The organism is Alcaligenes sp. (genome assembly GCF_050255915.1).
GTDB classification, from domain to species: Bacteria; Pseudomonadota; Gammaproteobacteria; order Burkholderiales; family Burkholderiaceae_B; genus Alcaligenes; species Alcaligenes aquatilis.
In genome coordinates this window covers 1-18,134 of sequence record NZ_JBFWIQ010000008.1, presented here as the reverse complement: position 1 = coordinate 18,134, position 18,134 = coordinate 1, and the positions used below count along the sequence as shown (strand labels likewise).

General features: G+C 56.3%; 16 protein-coding genes. 11 read left to right on the top strand and 5 right to left on the bottom strand.

All coding sequences use genetic code 11. The annotated features are described in order from the left end of the window. Positions 1-20 precede the first annotated feature (20 nt). Positions 21-1,439: an MFS transporter gene (locus AB7E06_RS11455; protein ID WP_406611818.1), complete on the top strand. Its 1,419-nt coding sequence runs from the start codon at positions 21-23 to the stop codon at positions 1,437-1,439. Here the strand turns inward: AB7E06_RS11455 and AB7E06_RS11450 are convergent. Next, positions 1,436-2,392 (bottom strand): LysR family transcriptional regulator, encoded by a 957-nt coding sequence (locus tag AB7E06_RS11450; RefSeq protein ID WP_022983202.1) that lies wholly within the window; start codon positions 2,390-2,392, stop codon positions 1,436-1,438. The genes AB7E06_RS11455 and AB7E06_RS11450 overlap by 4 nt on opposite strands. A 136-nt stretch (positions 2,393-2,528) precedes the next feature. Between AB7E06_RS11450 and AB7E06_RS11445 the strand changes: the two genes are divergently transcribed. The 8 genes from AB7E06_RS11445 (at position 2,529) to AB7E06_RS11410 (ending at position 10,099) form a co-directional block, all read left to right on the top strand. After that, positions 2,529-3,638 carry a 4-oxalomesaconate tautomerase gene (locus tag AB7E06_RS11445; protein WP_108727118.1) on the top strand — a complete coding sequence of 370 codons (1,110 nt, stop codon included), beginning with the start codon at positions 2,529-2,531 and terminating at the stop codon, positions 3,636-3,638. Between the two features lie 118 nt (positions 3,639-3,756). Beyond that, on the top strand, positions 3,757-5,127 hold the full coding sequence (locus AB7E06_RS11440) for an MFS transporter (RefSeq protein WP_427957058.1): 1,371 nt from the start codon (positions 3,757-3,759) through the stop codon (positions 5,125-5,127). 33 nt (positions 5,128-5,160) lie between these two features. Then, complete coding sequence (locus AB7E06_RS11435) at positions 5,161-6,189, top strand: amidohydrolase family protein (protein WP_094196061.1); 1,029 nt, start codon at positions 5,161-5,163, stop codon at positions 6,187-6,189. 32 nt (positions 6,190-6,221) lie between these two features. Further along, positions 6,222-6,905, top strand: a complete 684-nt coding sequence (gene ligK, locus AB7E06_RS11430; RefSeq protein WP_094196060.1) for a 4-carboxy-4-hydroxy-2-oxoadipate aldolase/oxaloacetate decarboxylase — start codon at positions 6,222-6,224, stop codon at positions 6,903-6,905. A 10-nt stretch (positions 6,906-6,915) separates the two neighbouring features. Continuing rightward, positions 6,916-7,836: an amidohydrolase family protein gene (locus AB7E06_RS11425; protein ID WP_094196059.1), complete on the top strand. Its 921-nt coding sequence runs from the start codon at positions 6,916-6,918 to the stop codon at positions 7,834-7,836. 16 nt (positions 7,837-7,852) lie between these two features. Beyond that, entirely contained in the window at positions 7,853-8,245 is a 393-nt protein-coding gene (ligA, locus tag AB7E06_RS11420) for a protocatechuate 4,5-dioxygenase subunit alpha (protein ID WP_094196058.1), read from the top strand. 12 nt (positions 8,246-8,257) lie between these two features. Next, the gene (locus AB7E06_RS11415) at positions 8,258-9,106 is read left to right on the top strand and encodes a class III extradiol dioxygenase subunit beta (protein WP_094196057.1); all 849 of its coding nucleotides are present in this window, start codon (positions 8,258-8,260) and stop codon (positions 9,104-9,106) included. Positions 9,107-9,145: 39 nt separating this feature from the next. Beyond that, positions 9,146-10,099 (top strand): Gfo/Idh/MocA family oxidoreductase, encoded by a 954-nt coding sequence (locus AB7E06_RS11410; RefSeq protein WP_094196056.1) that lies wholly within the window; start codon positions 9,146-9,148, stop codon positions 10,097-10,099. 226 nt (positions 10,100-10,325) lie between these two features. Here AB7E06_RS11410 and glcF read toward each other — a convergent pair whose 3' ends face one another. From glcF to glcD, 3 genes are read right to left on the bottom strand one after another with little or no spacing between them, the layout of a single operon-like run. Further along, positions 10,326-11,549, bottom strand: a complete 1,224-nt coding sequence (gene glcF, locus AB7E06_RS11405) for a glycolate oxidase subunit GlcF (protein WP_427957051.1) — start codon at positions 11,547-11,549, stop codon at positions 10,326-10,328. Further along, positions 11,534-12,619, bottom strand: coding sequence for a glycolate oxidase subunit GlcE (gene glcE / locus AB7E06_RS11400; protein WP_230018746.1), 1,086 nt, complete (start codon positions 12,617-12,619; stop codon positions 11,534-11,536). Before glcE ends, glcF begins: the two co-directional genes overlap by 16 nt. Next, a complete protein-coding gene (glcD, locus tag AB7E06_RS11395) occupies positions 12,619-14,118 on the bottom strand; it encodes a glycolate oxidase subunit GlcD (RefSeq protein ID WP_427957047.1) in 1,500 nt (499 codons plus the stop codon). The genes glcE and glcD overlap by 1 nt, the downstream gene beginning before the upstream one ends. Before the next feature lie 195 nt (positions 14,119-14,313). Between glcD and glcC the strand changes: the two genes are divergently transcribed. Then, a complete protein-coding gene (gene glcC, locus AB7E06_RS11390; protein ID WP_094196052.1) occupies positions 14,314-15,078 on the top strand; it encodes a transcriptional regulator GlcC in 765 nt (254 codons plus the stop codon). An 11-nt stretch (positions 15,079-15,089) separates the two neighbouring features. On the opposite strand, the gene AB7E06_RS11385 is transcribed toward glcC, so the two are convergent. Continuing rightward, entirely contained in the window at positions 15,090-16,670 is a 1,581-nt protein-coding gene (locus tag AB7E06_RS11385; RefSeq protein ID WP_427957044.1) for a phytoene desaturase family protein, read from the bottom strand. 213 nt (positions 16,671-16,883) lie between these two features. Between AB7E06_RS11385 and AB7E06_RS11380 the strand changes: the two genes are divergently transcribed. Then, positions 16,884-17,816, top strand: coding sequence for an HNH endonuclease (locus AB7E06_RS11380; RefSeq protein ID WP_395029958.1), 933 nt, complete (start codon positions 16,884-16,886; stop codon positions 17,814-17,816). Positions 17,817-18,134 lie beyond the last annotated feature (318 nt).

Here is an 18,134-nt window from a genome sequence, read left to right as displayed (position 1 = left end):
CGACCCTGCGCCCTGTTGTCATGCCTCACCCTGCCCCCGCACCGCTTGCTCCTTTTCAAAAAACCATGTTGCCCGCGCTGTTGGCGTTGGCAATCTTCATGCAAATGCTGGACGTCACCGTACTCAACACGGCGTTGCCCAGCATGGCCCGCGACCTGAACACCTCAGCCCTGCACATGCAGTCGGTCATCGTCAGCTACGTCCTAACTGTGGCAGTATGCATCCCCATCAGCGCACACCTGAGCGACCGTTTTGGCACCCGACGAATCTTCATGGCCGCCATGTTTCTGTTTGGCCTGGGATCGCTGTTGTGTGCCCTGTCCTCGCAATTGTCCATGCTGCTGGTCTCCCGTGTGATTCAGGGCATGGGCGGAGCCTTGCTGACCCCAGTGGCACGACTGGTATTGATGAAATCATTTCGCAATGCCGAGTTATTGCGTGTATTGAACTATGCCGTCATGCCCGCTCTGCTGGGGCCCATACTGGGGCCGCTGGTAGGCGGCTATCTGGTGCAATATGCCAGTTGGCACTGGATTTTCCTGATCAATCTGCCCTTTGCCGTGCTGTCCCTGTTTTTTGCCAGCAAGTGGATGCCTAACTACACCGAAAAGCCGGGAAAACTGGATCTGCACGGCTTGCTGCTGTTCATTGGCAGCGCCTGCCTGCTGACGCTGGGCTTTGAATTGGCGGGCCACATCGCCAGCCCCGCTTTGTCAGGGATGTTAATACTGGCCGGTTTTTTTCTTTTGCTAGGCTACAAGCGCCATAGCACGCACAAACAAAACGCCTTGTATCCAGGCCATCTGCTGTCTGTACGTACCTATCGGATTGGTTTGAGCAGCAATCTACTTAGCCGGATCGGCATGGCAGCATTGCCCTTTTTGCTGCCCATGCTGTTTCAGATCAGCTTTGCCTACAGCCCCGTGCAATCCGCTTTCTTGCTGTTGCCCATGGCCATTTCCGCCATGGCAGCCAAACCCTTTTTGCACCCATTGCTGAACCGATTTGGCTATCGGTCCATTTTGCTCAGCAATACCATCCTGATCGGCCTGCTGATTACGGCGCTGGCTTTTATTGACGCGCAAACCAGTACCGTGTGGATCAGTCTGCACTTACTGCTTTTGGGAGCCGCCAACTCGATTCAGTTCAGCGCCGTCAACACCCTGACCATGGCCAGATTGCGTCCCTATCAAAAAAGCAGCGGCAATAGCCTGATGGCGGTAAATCAGCAACTGGCCATGGGTTTGGGAACCGCCATCGGTGCCATGCTCCTGCGCTACGGACAAGCCCTGTTTGGCGCCTCATCCGTACAGACGGCCACCACAGCCTTCCAGTTCACATTTGTCATTGTCGGGCTCATTACCCTGAGCTCCGCATTCATTTTTCGACGCCTGCATGCCATGGATGGGCATAACATGACCCAAAAGCAAGGCGCTTAATCATCCCGACCAGGGAAATGTCGCTGGCAAATATCAATCAGGATCTGCCGCACTTTAACCTGGAGTTTGGTGGGCAAACGTTTGGAGGAATAGGCCAAGTACAAACGATTGACCAAGGCCGGCTGCTCGATTGGAATAGCCGTCAGTAAGCCACTTTGCGGGATGAACTCCAACACCGAGCGGGACAAAATGGCAGCCCCCATGCCTTTGGCCAGCAATTGAATGATCACCCCCACACTGTTGATCTCAAACTCAATCTGAGGCTTCAGATTGAGCTTTTGCATCTCTTTTTCCACCAACATCCGAAAACTGTTGGACAGGCTGGGCATGATCAGCGGAATATCGGCCAGATCTTTAAGCGCTATACGGCTGCGTCCCTGCGCATAAGGGCTGTCCACACCGCAAATCAGGTGCAACTGTTCCTCGGCCAGAAGCTGCGTCTCCAGTGTTGGCGAGGAAGAAGGGTTATACAGCAATCCCATATTGACCCGATCCAGATGAATTTGCTCCTCCAGATTCACCGTCAGGGACTCGATAATCGTCAGGTGTGCATCGGGTAACTGTTCCTTGAACGCCTGCACGACATCCAAAGAAATGGTGCGCGCCACCGTTGGCGGCAAACCTAAATACATGTGCCCCGTCAGCTTGCCCTCAGACAGACTCAGATCCTCCTGCGCCTGCTCCAACTGGCGCAAAATCAAGCGGCTGTGTTTGAGCAAGATCTTGCCGGCGTCGGTCAACATGACACCGCGCCCGTGACGAATCAGCAAATTCTGCCGCAAATCAATTTCCAACTTGCGAATCTGCCGGCTCAGGACTGGCTGAGCCACATTGGTAAATTCTGCAGCTCGGGTATAGCTGCCCAGTTCGGCCACATGCGTGAAGTAGCTCAATTGCTTGAGATCGATCACGTATTCCATAGGGCGCTTGTCTTCGCTATGTTTTTTTGACATATCTACTAGTCGGGTTTCGTTCTTTTATCTTTTATCGGGCTTACTAAAATAGGTACGCATAGCAAGAGCGAATAGGAACACAGTCAATGTGCCTCGCAGTTTGCCTGTTTTTTCAGTGACCTATGGAGCACCACCTATGGCCAGCCAATATAGCATTCCTTGTATCCTGATGCGGGGGGGTACATCCAAAGGTCCATTCTTCTACGCCAAAGATCTGCCCGACGATATCCAGGAACGAGATCGACTCTTGCTCAGGCTGATGGGCTCACCCGACCGTCGTCAGATCGATGGCATCGGTGGCGCCCACGCCTTGACCAGCAAAGTGGGGATCGTGGACATCTGCAGCACCGGCCAAGCTGATTTGAGCTTTTTGTTTGCCCAACTGCAGCCCGACTCCGATCTGGTGGACACCAAGCCCAATTGCGGCAATATGCTGGCGGCGGTCGTCCCCTTTGCCTTGGAAAAAGGCCTGATCCAGGCGCAAGGCCCCACCACCACGGTCAAAGTCCTGACGCTCAATACCGGCATGGTCAGCGAAATTCAGGTGCAAACCCCCGAAGGCGTCATCAGCTACGACGGCGATGCCGCGATTAACGGTGTACCGGGCACCAGCGCCCCGATTGCCATCAATTTTCTGGATACGGCAGGCTCGGTTTGCTCGGGCCTGCTGCCCACGGGCAACCCAAAAGACACCATCACCGTTCATGCGGACGGCTTGCCCCCGTTCACCCTGGATGTCACCTGCATTGACAACGGTATGCCGCTAGTGATTTTCAAGGCGACCGATGTGGGCGTAAGCGGTCTGGAAAGCGTGGCTGAGCTCAACGCCAATACGGAACTGAAGCAACGCGTAGAAGCGTTGCGCCTGCAGATATCCGAACGCATGGGACTGGGCGATGTCTCGACCAAGAATTACCCGAAGATGACACTGATCGCCCCGCCTGAACACGGCGGCGCTGTGACCACCCGTAGTTTCATCCCCCATGTATGTCATGAGGCCATTGGCGTGCTGGCTGCCGTGACAGTGGGTACGGCCATCAAACTGCCCGGCACGGTTTGCGAGGGGATCGCCCGCTTCGAGCAAGCTCAAGGTCCAGTCACGCTATCGGTCGAACATCCCACTGGCGAATTCAGCGTCACGCTCGATAGCGACCCCGAAAACCCCGAGATTGTGACCAAGGCAGCATTGCTGCGTACCGCAAGAGCACTGATGCGCGGCGACGTTCTGGTCCCGCACTCGAACTAAACGCATTTCAAACAAAAAAAGAACACCGCAGGGCTTGCGCCACTGGGGTGGCAGGGGGTGGGCTTCGCCTGCGCATACGGTGCCCACCGAAAAACAATGATATTGGACGAGACAAACCATGACATCCCTAGCCAACAACACAGACCAACCCAGCCTTGATGTGCAAACCTTGCTCAACGAGTCCCCCTTTTCTGGCTTTCAATGGCTCATCTTCAGTTTGTGCTTTCTGATTGTGCTGCTCGATGGTTTTGATACGGCTGCCATCGGCTATATCGCCCCTTCGTTGATCGCCGAATGGGGTGTCAGCAAGCCTGCTCTGGCCCCCGTACTCAGCGCTGCTCTGTTCGGACTGGCAACGGGAGCCTTGCTGTCCGGGCCACTGGCTGATCGGCTGGGCAGAAAGACGGTGCTGGTCAGCTCGGTAGCGGTTTTTGCCCTCGCCTGCCTGGCCTCCGGTTTCTCCCCAGACATCTGGACATTGGCCGCTCTGCGCTTTGTGACCGGTTTGGGCCTGGGAGCGGCCATGCCCAACGCCGTCACCTTGATGAGCGAATACTGCCCCGATGCCCGCCGTGCCACCCTGACCAATGCCATGTTCTGCGGCTTTCCTCTGGGTGCCGCCCTGGGCGGCTTTCTGGCCTCCTGGATGATTCCCCAGTTTGGCTGGCGCAGTGTATTGATACTGGGTGGCATTGCCCCCCTGCTGCTACTGATCGTGCTGATCCCGAAGCTGCCCGAGTCCGTGCGCCACATGGTCGCCCGAAATGACTCCGCCGACCGCATCCGCCGGGCACTGGCCCCCATTGCCGGCAAGGCCGTGGACGGCGTCCAACGCTTTACCCTGAGCGAGACCAGCCCCCAGCCTGCCGCCAACAGTGGCATCGGTATCGTGTTATCGCGTCAGTACCGCTTGGGATCACTCATGCTCTGGCTGGCCTACTTCATGGGGCTGGTCATTTTCTACGCCTTGATGAACTGGATGCCCGTGCTGTTCAAAGAGGCCGGGCTTAGCTCCCAGACCAGCACCCTGGTCGCCGCCCTATTCCCCTTGGGTGGTGTAGGTGCGGTGCTCTCTGGCTGGTTGATGGATCGCTTCAACGCCAACCGCATCATCGCTCTGGGCTACGCATTGACCGCTGTATCCATCTGGTGGATAGGCCAGATGGCCGGACATCTGGGCGGCCTGGTCGTGGTCGTCTTTCTGGCCGGCACGCTCATGAATACCGCACAGTCCTCCATGCCTGCGCTGGCAGCGGCCTACTACCCCACTCGGGGACGCGCCACGGGCGTGGCCTGGATGCTGGGCATCGGCCGTTTTGGCGGCATTGCCGGTTCTTTCCTGGTGGCCGAGCTGACGGCGCGCGACCTGGATTTCAGCCAGATCTTTACCGTTGTGGCCATCCCAGGCGTCATCGCCATGGCCGCCCTCCTCATCAAGCAATACAGCCGTGCGCAGCCGCAAGGCGGCACGGTTACCCCCTCTCATTAACCCCTTAAGCATCAAGACGCAGGAGACCCTTCCATGATCATCGACGTACACGGGCACTACACCACGGCCCCCGCCGCACTGGGGGCCTGGCGCGACTTGCAGATCGCCGGCCTGAAAGACCCCAGTCAAACGCCCCGCGCCAGTGATCTGAAGATCAGCGATGACGAGATCCGCGAGACCATCGAGAACAACCAGCTCAAGCTGATGAAACAACGCGGCTCGGACCTGACCATCTTCAGTCCCCGTGCCAGTTTCATGGCCCACCATATCGGCAACTTCGAGACCTCCAGCACCTGGGCCGCCATTTGCAACGAACTGTGCTATCGCGTCAGCGAACTGTTTCCAGACCATTTCATCCCGGCTGCCATGCTCCCGCAATCGCCGGGCGTGGACCCCAAAACCTGCATTCCCGAACTGGTCAAGTGTGTAGAAGAGTATGGCAACGTCGGCATCAACCTGAACCCTGACCCGTCCGGTGGTCACTGGACGGCCCCGCCGCTGTCCGACCGCTCCTGGTACCCCATTTACGAAAAAATGGTGGAGTACGACATCCCTGCCATGATCCACGTCTCGACCAGTTGCAATGCCTGCTTTCACACCACCGGCGCCCATTATCTGAACGCAGACACCACGGCCTTCATGCAATGCCTGACCAGCGATCTGTTCAAGGACTTTCCCACGCTCAAGTTCCTTATCCCTCATGGTGGCGGCGCTGTGCCCTATCACTGGGGCCGTTTCCGTGGTCTGGCACAGGAGCTGAAAAAGCCCCTGCTGGACGAGCACCTGCTCAACAACATCTTCTTTGACACCTGCGTGTACCACCAGCCGGGCATCGACCTGCTGACCGAGGTTATCCCTGTCAAGAACATCCTATTCGCCAGCGAAATGATTGGCGCGGTGCGCGGCATTGACCCCACGACCGGCCACTACTACGACGACACCAAACGCTATATCGAAGCCACGCTCAAGCTGAACGAACAAGAACGCCACCAGATCTACGAAGGCAACGCCCGCCGCGTGTTCCCGCGCCTGGACGCTGCCCTGAAGAAAAAAGGCTTGTAAGCCACCTGCAACCATTCACCAAGGAAACAACCATGTACGAACTGGGTGTCGTGTACCGCAACATTCAACGTGCCGACCGCCAGGCCGCCGATGCACTGGCAGCCCTGGGCTCGGCCACTGTCCACGAAGCTATGGGCCGTGTCGGTCTGCTCAAACCTTATATGCGCCCGATTTACCCCGGCCAGCAAGTCTCGGGGACCGCCGTCACGGTGCTGCTGCAACCGGGCGACAACTGGATGATGCACGTCGTCGCCGAGCAGATACAGCCCGGCGATATCGTGGTCGCTGCGGTGACCTCGGAGTGTAGCGACGGCTATTTTGGCGACCTGCTAGCCACCAGTTTCCAGGCCCGTGGAGCGCGCGCCTTGATCATTGACGCCGGAGTGCGCGATATCAACACCTTGCAGGCAATGAACTTTCCCGTCTGGAGCAAAGCCATCTCCTCCAAGGGCACCATCAAGGCCACCTTGGGTTCGGTCAATATTCCAGTCGTGTGTGCCGGCATGTGGGTCACGCCCGGCGATGTCATCGTGGCTGATGATGATGGCGTGGTGTGCGTACCCGCCGCCCAGGCCGCCGTCACGCTGGCCGCTGCCCAAAAACGAGAAAGCTTCGAGGGGGAAAAACGCGCCAAGCTGGCCAGCGGTGTCCTGGGCCTGGATATGTACAAAATGCGCGAGCCCCTGGAGAAGGCCGGGCTCCGCTATATCGACTGAAGGAAGGATGATGAGCCATTTCGAGAAGACTCCCGGCTGGCTGGACTGGTACGCCGCCCCCTCCAAACCCCGGCTCCAGTTGCCGGCTGGCGCGGTTGATGCCCACTGCCATGTGTTTGGTCCCGCTGAGCAATTCCCCTTCGCCCCCGAGCGCAAATACACTCCCTGCGATGCCAGCAAACAGCAGTTGTTTGCCTTGCGCGACCACCTGGGCTTTGCCCGCAACGTCATTGTGCAAGCCACCTGTCACGGCAAGGACAACCGCGCCCTGCTCGATGCCTTGCAGGCCTCACACGGCAAGGCCCGTGGCGTTGTCACCCTGGGCTCGGATGTCACGCAACAGCAGTTGGACGCCATGCACCAGGCTGGCGTGCGCGGTGTGCGTTTCAATTTTGTCAAACGTCTGGTCGATTTCACGCCGAAAGAAGAACTGCTGAGCGTTGCCCATAAAATAGCGCCTTTGGGCTGGCATGTGGTGGTGTACTTCGAGGCACAGGATTTGCCAGAACTATGGGATTTTTTCACCGGTCTACCGACCACAGTGGTCGTTGACCACATGGGCCGTCCGGATGTCAGCAAAGGGGCTGAGAGTGCCGAGTTCGACCTGTTCGTACGCTTGATGGCCGAACACCCGAACATTTGGTCCAAGCTCTCGTGTCCCGAACGTCTGAGCAAAAGCGGGCCTGCCGCCCTGCATGGCGAGCAGCATGCGTATCAGGATGTCGTGCCATTTGCCCGCCGATTGATGCAGCAGTTCCCCGACCGTGTTTTGTTCGGCACTGACTGGCCCCACCCCAACCTGAAAGACCATATGCCCGATGACGGTTTGCTGGTTGACTACGTGGCGCAAATTGCGCCCAGTCCCGCAGAGCAACAATTACTACTAGTGGACAACCCGATGCGCCTGTATTGGCCAGAAGAGTTGACATGAATTTGAGGAGATAACGATGGCACTGGACAAACCGTACCAGGATATACCGGGCACGATTATTTTTGACTCGGAACAATCGCGTAAGGGCTACCACCTGAACCAGTTTTGCATGTCACTGATGAAAGCAGAAAACCGGGCCCGCTTTAAAGCGGACGAGTCCGCCTATCTGGATGAATGGCCCATGAGTGCAGAGCAAAAACAGGCTGTACTTAGCCGTGACCTGAATCGCTGCATGCAACTGGGCGGCAACATCTACTTTCTGGCCAAGATCGGCGCTACCGATGGCCTGTCCTTCCAACAAATGGCGGGCAGCATGACCGGGATGAGCGAACAGGACTATCGGGAAATGATGCTCAAGGGTGGCCGCTCCCCCGAAGGCAACCGCTACTTACACGAACAAGAAAAATAACCGGAACCTATCATGGCAAAGATCAAACACTCTGTTTATACCTCGCACGTTCCCGCTATCGGTGCCGCGCTGGATCTGGGCAAGCACACCGAACCCTACTGGAAAAAAGTGTTCGACGGCTACGAATTCTCCAAGCAATGGGAGCAGGAAAACAAGCCGGATGTCATCATCCTGGTCTACAACGACCACGCCAACAACTTCAGCCTGGACCTGATCCCCACGTTTGCCCTGGGCACCGGCGCCTCTTTTGAACCCAGTGACGAGGGCTGGGGCAAACGCCCGGTTCCCACGGTACAAGGGCATCCCGAACTGGCGGCCCACATTGCCCACTCGGTCATTCAGGACGATTTCGACCTGACGCTGTGCAACAAAATGGAAGTGGACCATGGCCTGACCGTTCCGCTGTCGCTGATGTTCGGTCAGGTCGAACAATGGCCCTGCCCCGTGATCCCCTTGCACGTCAATGTGGTTCAGTATCCGGCCCCCTCCGGCCAGCGTTGTCTGGATTTGGGCCGGGCAATCGGTCGCGCAGTCGCCTCGTATGACGAAGATCTGAATGTCCAGATCTGGGGCACAGGCGGCATGAGCCACCAGTTGCAAGGCCCGCGCGCCGGACTGATCAACGCGCAATGGGACAACGAATTTCTGGATCGCCTGATTGCCGACCCCGATGCCCTGGCTCGCGTGCCCCATATCGACTATGTGCGTGAGGCAGGCTCGGAAGGCATTGAGCTGGTGATGTGGCTGGTCGCGCGTGGCGCCATGAATCCACACGTCGATGTGCGCCACCGCTTCTACCATGTGCCCGCCTCCAATACCGCGGTCGGACACCTGATCCTGGAAAACAAAGAGACAGCGTGAGCGGGCCTGGCCCCACACTCTGAACGAAAGGAAATAGAAATGAAGAAAGTCAATATTGCACTGGTAGGCGCAGGCGCCTTCGGCATCAAGCATCTGGACGGCCTGGCCCGTATCCCCGAAGCCCAGGTCACCTATATCGTGTCCAGCACCCAGGCCAAGGCCCAGGAAGTGGCGCAAAAGTACGGCGTCCCCCACGCCTCGGGCGATCTGAACGAGGCGCTGGCCAGCAAGGAAGTCGATGCCGTCATCTTGTGTACCCCGACTCAAATGCACGCCGAACAAACACTGGCCTGCCTGAAAGCGGGCAAACACGTACAGGTTGAAATTCCCTTGGCGGACACCCTGGCCGGCGCCCAGGAAGTGCTGCAAGTACAACAGGAAAAAGGCCTAGTGGCCATGGTTGGCCACACGCGCCGCTTCAACCCCAGCCATCAGTGGATTCATCAAAAGATACAGGCGGGTGAATTGAACATTCAGCAAATGGATGTACAGACCTATTTTTTCCGCCGCAGCAACACCAATGCTTTGGGCAAGCCGCGTTCCTGGACAGACCATCTGCTCTGGCATCATGCCGCGCACACCGTCGATCTTTTTCAATACCAGACTGGCTCCAAAGTCATCAAGGCCAATGCCATCCAAGGCCCTATTCATCCTGAGCTTGGCATTGCCATGGACATGTCCATCCAGTTGCTGACAGAAAGCGGGGCACTGTGCACGCTATCGCTATCGTTCAACAATGATGGGCCTTTTGGCACCTTCTTTCGCTACATCTGCGACAAGGGAACCTATCTGGCCCGCTACGACGATCTGACCACCGGCAAGGACGAGGTGATCGACGTCTCGCAGGTGGATGTCTCCATGGATGGTATTGAACTGCAAGACCGGGAGTTCATCGCGGCCATTCTGGAAAATCGCGAGCCTAACTCCAGCGTGGCCTCAGTGCTGGCCTGCTATGAAACACTGGACCAGCTCGAAAAACAACTGACCGCTTAAGCCCGCACCGCCCCTTCCCGCAACACAGACTGCCGGCCCAACAGCGGCAAGCACATCATCAAGGGGCTTTATTGAACGGCAGGCAGGATGGCAAAACCCCCTACTTTGCCCCTGCCTGCCTCGATACTCACACGCAAACGATGCGGCTGCTCTGGGTCGTTCTTTTAAGCTCATCAAAGCGCAGCAGACAAACACTCAACGACTCGGACAACCCTGATTCCTGCAACTATGCACTCAAGTATTGATCCACCAGCTCAATCCAATGCTTGACCGGCGTGCGGCCCGCTCCATTCAAATGATTCCCGCAAGCCATATTGGCCGTAACAATCAGGTCAGGTTTGCTGCTCTCCAGCGCATCCATCTTGCGGTCCCGCAGGCGTCCGGCAATTTCAGGTTGAGTCAGTGAATACGTACCGGCTGAGCCGCAGCATAAATGGCTATCAGGCACCGCACCCAGATCAAAACCCAGACGAGTCAGCACCGCCTCGACTCGCCCCCCCAGTTTCTGCGCGTGCTGCAAAGTACAAGGGCAATGAAAAGCCAGACGTGGGCGGGTTTGCGTGTTCAGGCATTCCTCCAAAGGCTGCTCCTCCAGCACTTCGACCAGATCTTTGGCCAGTTCACTGACGCGGCGAGCGCGCTCGGCGTAGGCAGGATCATTCCTGAACAGATCCACATACTCTTTCACAAAGGCCCCGCAGCCACTGGCGGTCTGCACGATCGCCACCGCCCCCTGTTCGATCTGCGGCCACCAGGCATCGATATTGCGACGGGCCTGCTCCAAGCCCTGCTCTTGCGCGCCCAAGTGAAAGGACGATGCACCACAGCAAGCTGCCTGAGCGATAGGCGTGACGCTGATGCCCAAGCGGTCCAGCACTCTGGCCGTCGCGGCGTTAATAGACGGTGCCATGGCAGGTTGCACACAGCCTTCCAGCATCAGAACGCGTTTGCTATGTCGCTGTGCAGGGCGCGTCAAATCCGCATTCTGCTTGGGCGGGATTTTTTCCTGTAAAGAAGATGGCAGCAAGGGACGCATGGTTCGCGCGACCCCCAACAAGGCACCGACGCGACCGGGTTCTGGCAGAATCTGCGTCAAGGCGACTCGCATGGCGCGATCCTTCAAAGGACGCTTGACTTTGGGCTCCAACGCAGCCCGGCCAATATCGAGCAAGTTGTGATACTTCACCCCCGAAGGACAGGTGGTTTCACAGTTACGGCAACTCAGGCAGCGATCCAGGTGGTGCTGAGTCAGCTCCGAGGTCGCCTTGCCTTCCAGGAACATCTTGATCAGGTAAATACGGCCACGGGGACCGTCCAGCTCATTGCCTTGATCCAGATACGTCGGACAGGTGGCATTACAGAACCCGCAATGCACACAGGAGCGCAAAATGGCCTGGGCTTGCTCGGCTTGCGGCAGTTGTTGAGCCCATGATGTCAATTGTGTTTGCATGTGGACTCCAGCGAAGGAAAGAGACGACCAGGGTTAAAAATCCCAACAGGGTCCAGTTGTTGCTTCAAGCGCTGATGCCATATCAACAAGGACTCGGGCAAGATATCCTGCCCGGCGCCTGATCCAGACCAGCAACGGGCATGCCCTTTCATGGTTTGAGCCTGCTCATGAATCTGCTCGGCAGGGGCATCGGATTTTAGCCACAGTTGTGTCCCACCCCAGTCCACCAGAATCTGGCCCGGCCATGTTTGTACGGGTGCATCCACTGGCAAAGCAATTCGCCACAAAGTGCCGGGCTGCCTGAAAAACTCCAGGCGCTGTTCGCACAAATCATCCCAATAGGACAAGTCCAAGGCCTCCCCGCCGATTTGCTCCTGGGCCAACTGCACCGAACTGTCTCCCCCTTCCAGACGCAAATGCAAACGCCCGTCCTGCCATGCTGCACCCGTAATGGGGCGACTTTGGTCACGCCAGCCACGCAATAAACCCGCCATGTCTTGCTGAGCGACATCCAGCACCAGACTGGCGCGACTACGTGGACGCGGCAGGACCTTGAAGGACACCTCCGTAATCACACCCAAGGCGCCTTGCGCACCAACCATCAAACGCGACACGTCATAACCAGCGACGTTCTTCATGACCTGGCCGCCAAAGCGCATATGTGTGCCCATGCCACTGATCAAACGACAGCCCAGCACATAGTCCCGTAGTGAACCCACCCAGGGACGGCGCGGTCCCGACAAACCACAGGCGGTGGCTCCGCCAACCGTAGCTCGGCCATCAAACAGAGGTGGCTCAAAAGGTAGGCATTGGCCTTGCTCGTTCAGGACTTTTTCCAATGCTTGCAAGGACGTCCCGGCGCGCACCGTGACCACCAGCTCCGCCGGGTCGTAATCGACCACACCTTCATGGCCTGCCAGACTCAACGCTTGCCCCTGCACGGCTTTGCCCAAAAAGGCTTTAGTGTTGCCGCCTTGCAGACGCAACGGGGTTTTCGTGGCCAGGGCTTGCTGAACCTGCTCCAGCAATTCAGCGCTGCGATCCTGATTCTTATGTTCTACGGTACTCATCAGAATCGCTCCAACTCTGGGAAAGGCAGTTGCCCGTGATGAATATGCATGCCACCCATTTCGGCACAGCGATGCAGGGTAGGAATGTTCTTGCCGGGATTTAGCATGGTTTTGGGATCAAAAGCAGCTTTGATCGCATGGAAAAACTGCAGCTCGTCTTCGTTGAACTGCACACACATCTGATTGATTTTTTCTCGACCTACGCCGTGCTCGCCAGTAATTGTGCCGCCGACTTCCACACACAATTCCAGAATCTTGCCACCCAAGGCTTCCGCGCGTTCCAGTTCGCCGGGCTCATTGGCATCGAACAAAATCAGGGGGTGCATATTGCCATCGCCAGCATGAAATACGTTGGCGACACGCAGGCCGTACTCTTCGGAAAGCTCGGCGGTTTTCTTCAGGACATAGGCCAACTGACGACGCGGAATGGTGCCATCCATACAGTAATAGTCGGGTGAGATCCGGCCTACGGCGGGGAAAGCATTTTTACGACCAGCCCAGAAACGCTGCCGCTCCTGTTCGTCCCGAGCCACTCGCACCTCTTGCGCACCGGCCTGGAACAACACCTGCTCGACACGGGCCACATCGTCCTGCACATCTTCCAAAGCGCCATCAATCTCGCAAAGCAAAATCGCTTGTGCATCAACGGGATAGCCTGCGTGAATAAAGTCCTCGGCCGCACGGATGGACATTTGATCCATCATCTCCAGCCCTGCCGGCACAATGCCCTGGGCAATAATCTGCGCCACGGCATCGGCCGCTTTTTCCACTTCGTCAAAACTGGCCAGCAGCACCACCGTACAGGGCGGACGCGCCAACAACTTGACCGTAATTTCCGTGACGACGCCCAACATGCCTTCGGAACCGGTGAACAAAGCCATCAGATCAAAACCGGGCGAATCCAGGGCTTCGGAGCCTAGAATCAAGCGTTCGCCTGTGACGGTAATGACTTCCAGGCGCAAAATATTATGTACGGTCAGGCCATATTTCAGGCAATGCACACCACCCGCATTTTCCGCTACGTTGCCACCAATCGAACAGGCAATCTGCGAAGACGGATCCGGCGCGTAATACAAACCAAAGGGTTGGGCCGCCTGAGAGATCGCAATATTACGCACGCCTGGCTGAACACGGGCAATCCCGGCTACGGGATCCAAATCCAGAATCTGGTTCAAGCGTGCCATCACCAGCAAAATGCCCTGCTCCAAAGGCATGGCACCGCCCGACAAACCGGTACCCGCACCACGGGCCACCACCGGCACGCCGACTTCATGGGCCAAACGCATTACGGCCTGTACCTGCTCCACATTACGAGGCAACACCACCAGCAAGGGTTTGGCGCGATACACACTGAGCCCATCACACTCATAAGGGTGCAACTGCTCATCCGTGTGCAGCACATCCAGGTCGGGAATATCATCACGCAAACGGCTAAGCAGCTGCATTTTGTCCACGCGGGGCAGCACTCCGTCCAGTTTTTCGTCGTAGCGCAAGCTCATGACGCCTCCTGTCTTTTAAAGTCTCCTGAAACGGATGGTCTTTGATGCTGGCGGGCTTGTCCAGCCGCCAGACTACTGGTCCGACCAGTTTTTACCCTTAGAGAGTATTAGGGTTTATCTTTATACTTAAAAATCAGACAGATAGATACTCGGCTTGTTATCATTTTCACAGGCATACAACTGGTCTGACCACGAATGAACATGCAGGAACCCAAGCGTTTAGAAGTCACCGCCGAGCTGGTCGCCCAACGCATCGAAACATTTATTATGGATGGCGTCCTGAAACCGGGACAAGTTCTGCCGTCCGAGCGACAACTGACGCAACGGCTAGCAGTGTCCCGCTCTGCCCTGCGGGAAGGACTACAAATCCTGCGCGTGCGCGGCTTGATTGAAACCCGACATGGCAAAGGGTCCTTCGTTGCCAACCTGATTGACTCCACTGTCAGCAAACCGCTGGAGCATCTGCTGCAAGCGCAAGGGCGCACACTGTATGACTTGCTGGAAGTGCGTGAGTTATTGGAAAGCGAGGCCGCCCAGTTAGCTGCCTCCAGAGGGACAGAAGCGGATCACATCATGATAAGACGGCGCTTTCAGGAACTGGAAGATCTGCAAATGCAGGATGCGGCTCCTGAACAGGTTGCTCGTGCCGACCACGCTTTTCATGCCGCTATCTGTGAGGCCTCGCATAATCCGGTGCTGGTACACATGATCAGCCTGTTCAACGACTTGATGTTGTCCACGGTACGCGTGTCCGTGCAGCACCTGTACCCCGATCATGATTCCAAACGCAGGCTGGACAGACAGCATGCCCGTTTATGTAATGCCGTCACGCAAGGTCAAGCGGACTTGGCCCGACGCGCAGCCAAAGAACATATTGATGGGATTCGGCGACAGCTTCAGGAGATGGAGGCCAAACAGTTACGCCTGGAGCATGCTCGGCAGCGTCTGAATGGCCTCTAGGTTGTGTGGGCTTACTTCGCCAGCAGATTGGCCAGCATATAGCCTGATCCAGCCCCTGTCCCTGCACCCGGCCAGGTCGAGGCACCGCATAAGTACAGATCCTTGATCGGCGTCTTGTATTTGGAGTAGCCGGCCACTGGGCGAAAGAAAAAGTTCTGATCCAGGTGGTGGCTGCCCGAGAGGTTATCACCACCAATCAAGTTCGCATTGAACTGCTCCAGATCCTGGGGCGACATGATGTGGCGGCCCAGAATCTTGCTACGCAAACCGGGCGCATAGCTTTCGAGCAAATCCAGAACCCGCTCTGCATACGCCTCTTTCAGCTGTGACCAGTCGCCGGCCGCAATCTGAGCAGCAGCATCGCCTTTGACCTGAGCAGGTAGCACACGCACTTGAATCCACAAGGTATGTTTCCCCGCTGGGGCGCGGGAAGGATCCAGGGCCGTACCCTGCCCAACCACCAGCACAGGCTCGGCAGGCAACAAGCCTGCGGCGGCTTCGGCGTAGACACGGCTCATCATGGCCATATCGGGTGCCAGATGCACGTAGGAGAAACGCTGCAGCTCGGCACCGGCTTTCCAGTCAGGCAAGCCATCCAGCGCCAAATGAATCATCATGGTGCCCAAACCGGGGCGGAAGGCATCGACTTTCTTCTGATAATCTTTGGGAACCGCAGCGGACTGCACCAGACGACCAAAGACGAGTTGAGGATTCAGATTCGCAATCACGGCCTTGCGCGCTTTCAGGCGACGACCATCGGCCAGAACGACACCACTGGCTCGACCGTTTTCCTGCTCAATCGTTTGCACGGGGGCATTCAATAGCAGCTCCCCGCCCAACCCCTGCAACAAACCCGTCATGGCACGAATAATCGTATCGGCACCGCCCTGCCCGATCACCATACCGAAAGCTTGATTAGCCATGGATTCAAGGTAAGGGAACAAGGCACCACCGGCAGTGTCTGGTGTGAAATCCACATGCAGCCCCCAGGCCGCCATCATGGCTTTCAATGAGTCGCTCTCGAAATGGCGGTCCAGAAAGTCACGAGGTGTCGCCAGCAGCAATTGCATCAGCTCGGCCACGCCATCCTTGCCCAGCTCACGCCAGCTCTTCCACGCGCTTTTGAACAGGCCCATGGAAGGCATAGGGCTACCCAGCACCGCAAACAAATGGGGAGCTTTACGCTGAAAGTCCTCCAGCATGGCCTGCCAGGCCTGAGCGTCTTTTTCAGAAACCGCACGAATGCGCGCCAAGGTCGTTTCCAGATTCGTGCTGACACCCAAATAGCTTTGATCCCGGAACACACTGGCAAAGCAATGCTCTGCGGGGACGAAAGCCAGACCATGGCGGCCCAAAGCATCCTTATGACGCTGGAAAAACGCAGAGCCGGCAAAAGAGGACAGGTTCATGGCACATACGTCATGCTTGAAGCCCGGCAAGGTCAGCTCTTGAGTGCTGACCGCACCGCCAGCCGAACTTTTGGCTTCCACAACTTGAACCTTCCAACCACGGCTGGCTAACTCCACAGCCGCCGCCAGGCCATTGTGCCCTGCCCCAACCACAATCGCATCTACTGTTGTCTCTGCACCCACGGGCAACTCCTTTAGCTCTAAAGTATTTATCCGTATTCTACGGCGCAAAGAGGAAACTGAGTAGGATTTCACTCAGAACTTTGGCATCAAAGCCCCCAGAATTACATACTTTTATTGCAGGGTAAGAAACCACTGCTTTTCTATGGAACTCTCGTTGAAATTAGCTATTACCATCTTTAGAAGAGCAAGCTTCCTCACTTCTATTTGAACCGTATGATCAAGAATCAACCTAAAAAACACTCACCTAAATCAGCTCCTTTGACACATGGGCGCGATCCGGATCCGAATACAAAACCTGAGGCCAAGAAATGGAGAGCCAACCATAGAGAGTCCACAAAAAACCTAGATCGCATCCTTGAGTTTCTCTACTCTCGCTACGTAGGTGGATATCACGGTTATATAAATCGAGCCAGAACCGTAGAGTACCGCTTTGCCTCTACCTCCGACGACCCACTCATCTATCAGCTCAAAATCTATGGACGACAACAGCATATAAGACTGCAATTCGAGCTTCGAGCACCTTACCGTGTTCCCAAACGGTTTGAAGTCGAAATGCTAAAAGATGCAGAGGGTCAGCCCTCAATACAGGTAGTTCATTTCAACATCACACCTTTAGACCCATTAGAGGAATTGTCTCAATTTCTGGAACTGACACACACCTTTCCGAGTGAAAAACAGAGAAAAGCTAGCAGCAAAACACTTCATAGTGATGAAAACAATAATTCGTACAACCCCAGTTCAGAGCAAGAAGGAAGAGAGCTGATAGAGCGCCAGGTCACAAAGCGCCAAGGCCAACCACAATTCAGGCAAAAACTGATTAAACATTATCAACAGATGTGTCCAATCTCCGGTTGCGTAATAGTTGATGTTTTGCAAGCTGCGCATATTACGCCTTACAACGGGAAATCCACGAATCAAATTGGCAATGGAATCCTGCTAAGGGCTGACCTGCATACACTATGGGATAGAGGCCTCCTCGCCATCGATCCTGAAACATTCAAAGTGTGGATAGAACCCAAGTCTAGATCAGGCGACTATAAAAAGCTGCAAAATAAACAGCTCAGTAAGAACCTTTTCTCACAAGCCAAAGCTGCCCTAAAAAAACATTGGGAAGAGACAAAAAGGGCGATTAAAGAAGATAGCTGATCGAGATAAGCTGAAGAGACAGTCACAACCGCACCCCAGCAACAAACGCCAGGCGTAAAGTGACCACCATGTTCGTCTAAACAGGGTGCAGCAGCCGTACAAAGGAAAGAACGGTAAGGGTGCCTAGAACGGGCCAGGAGGAAGGAAGGGACGTCCGACCGATGATCGCAGGGATCCGGTCTTTACTGCCCCCAGAACACGGCTGAGTAGCAAGGTGTACGCGTAGCGCGCATAAAAAACAAAACCCCCGCAAGGGATACTTGCGGGGGTTTTGAGCAATAAGAGCTTGACGATGACCTACTTTCACAGACGTCCGTC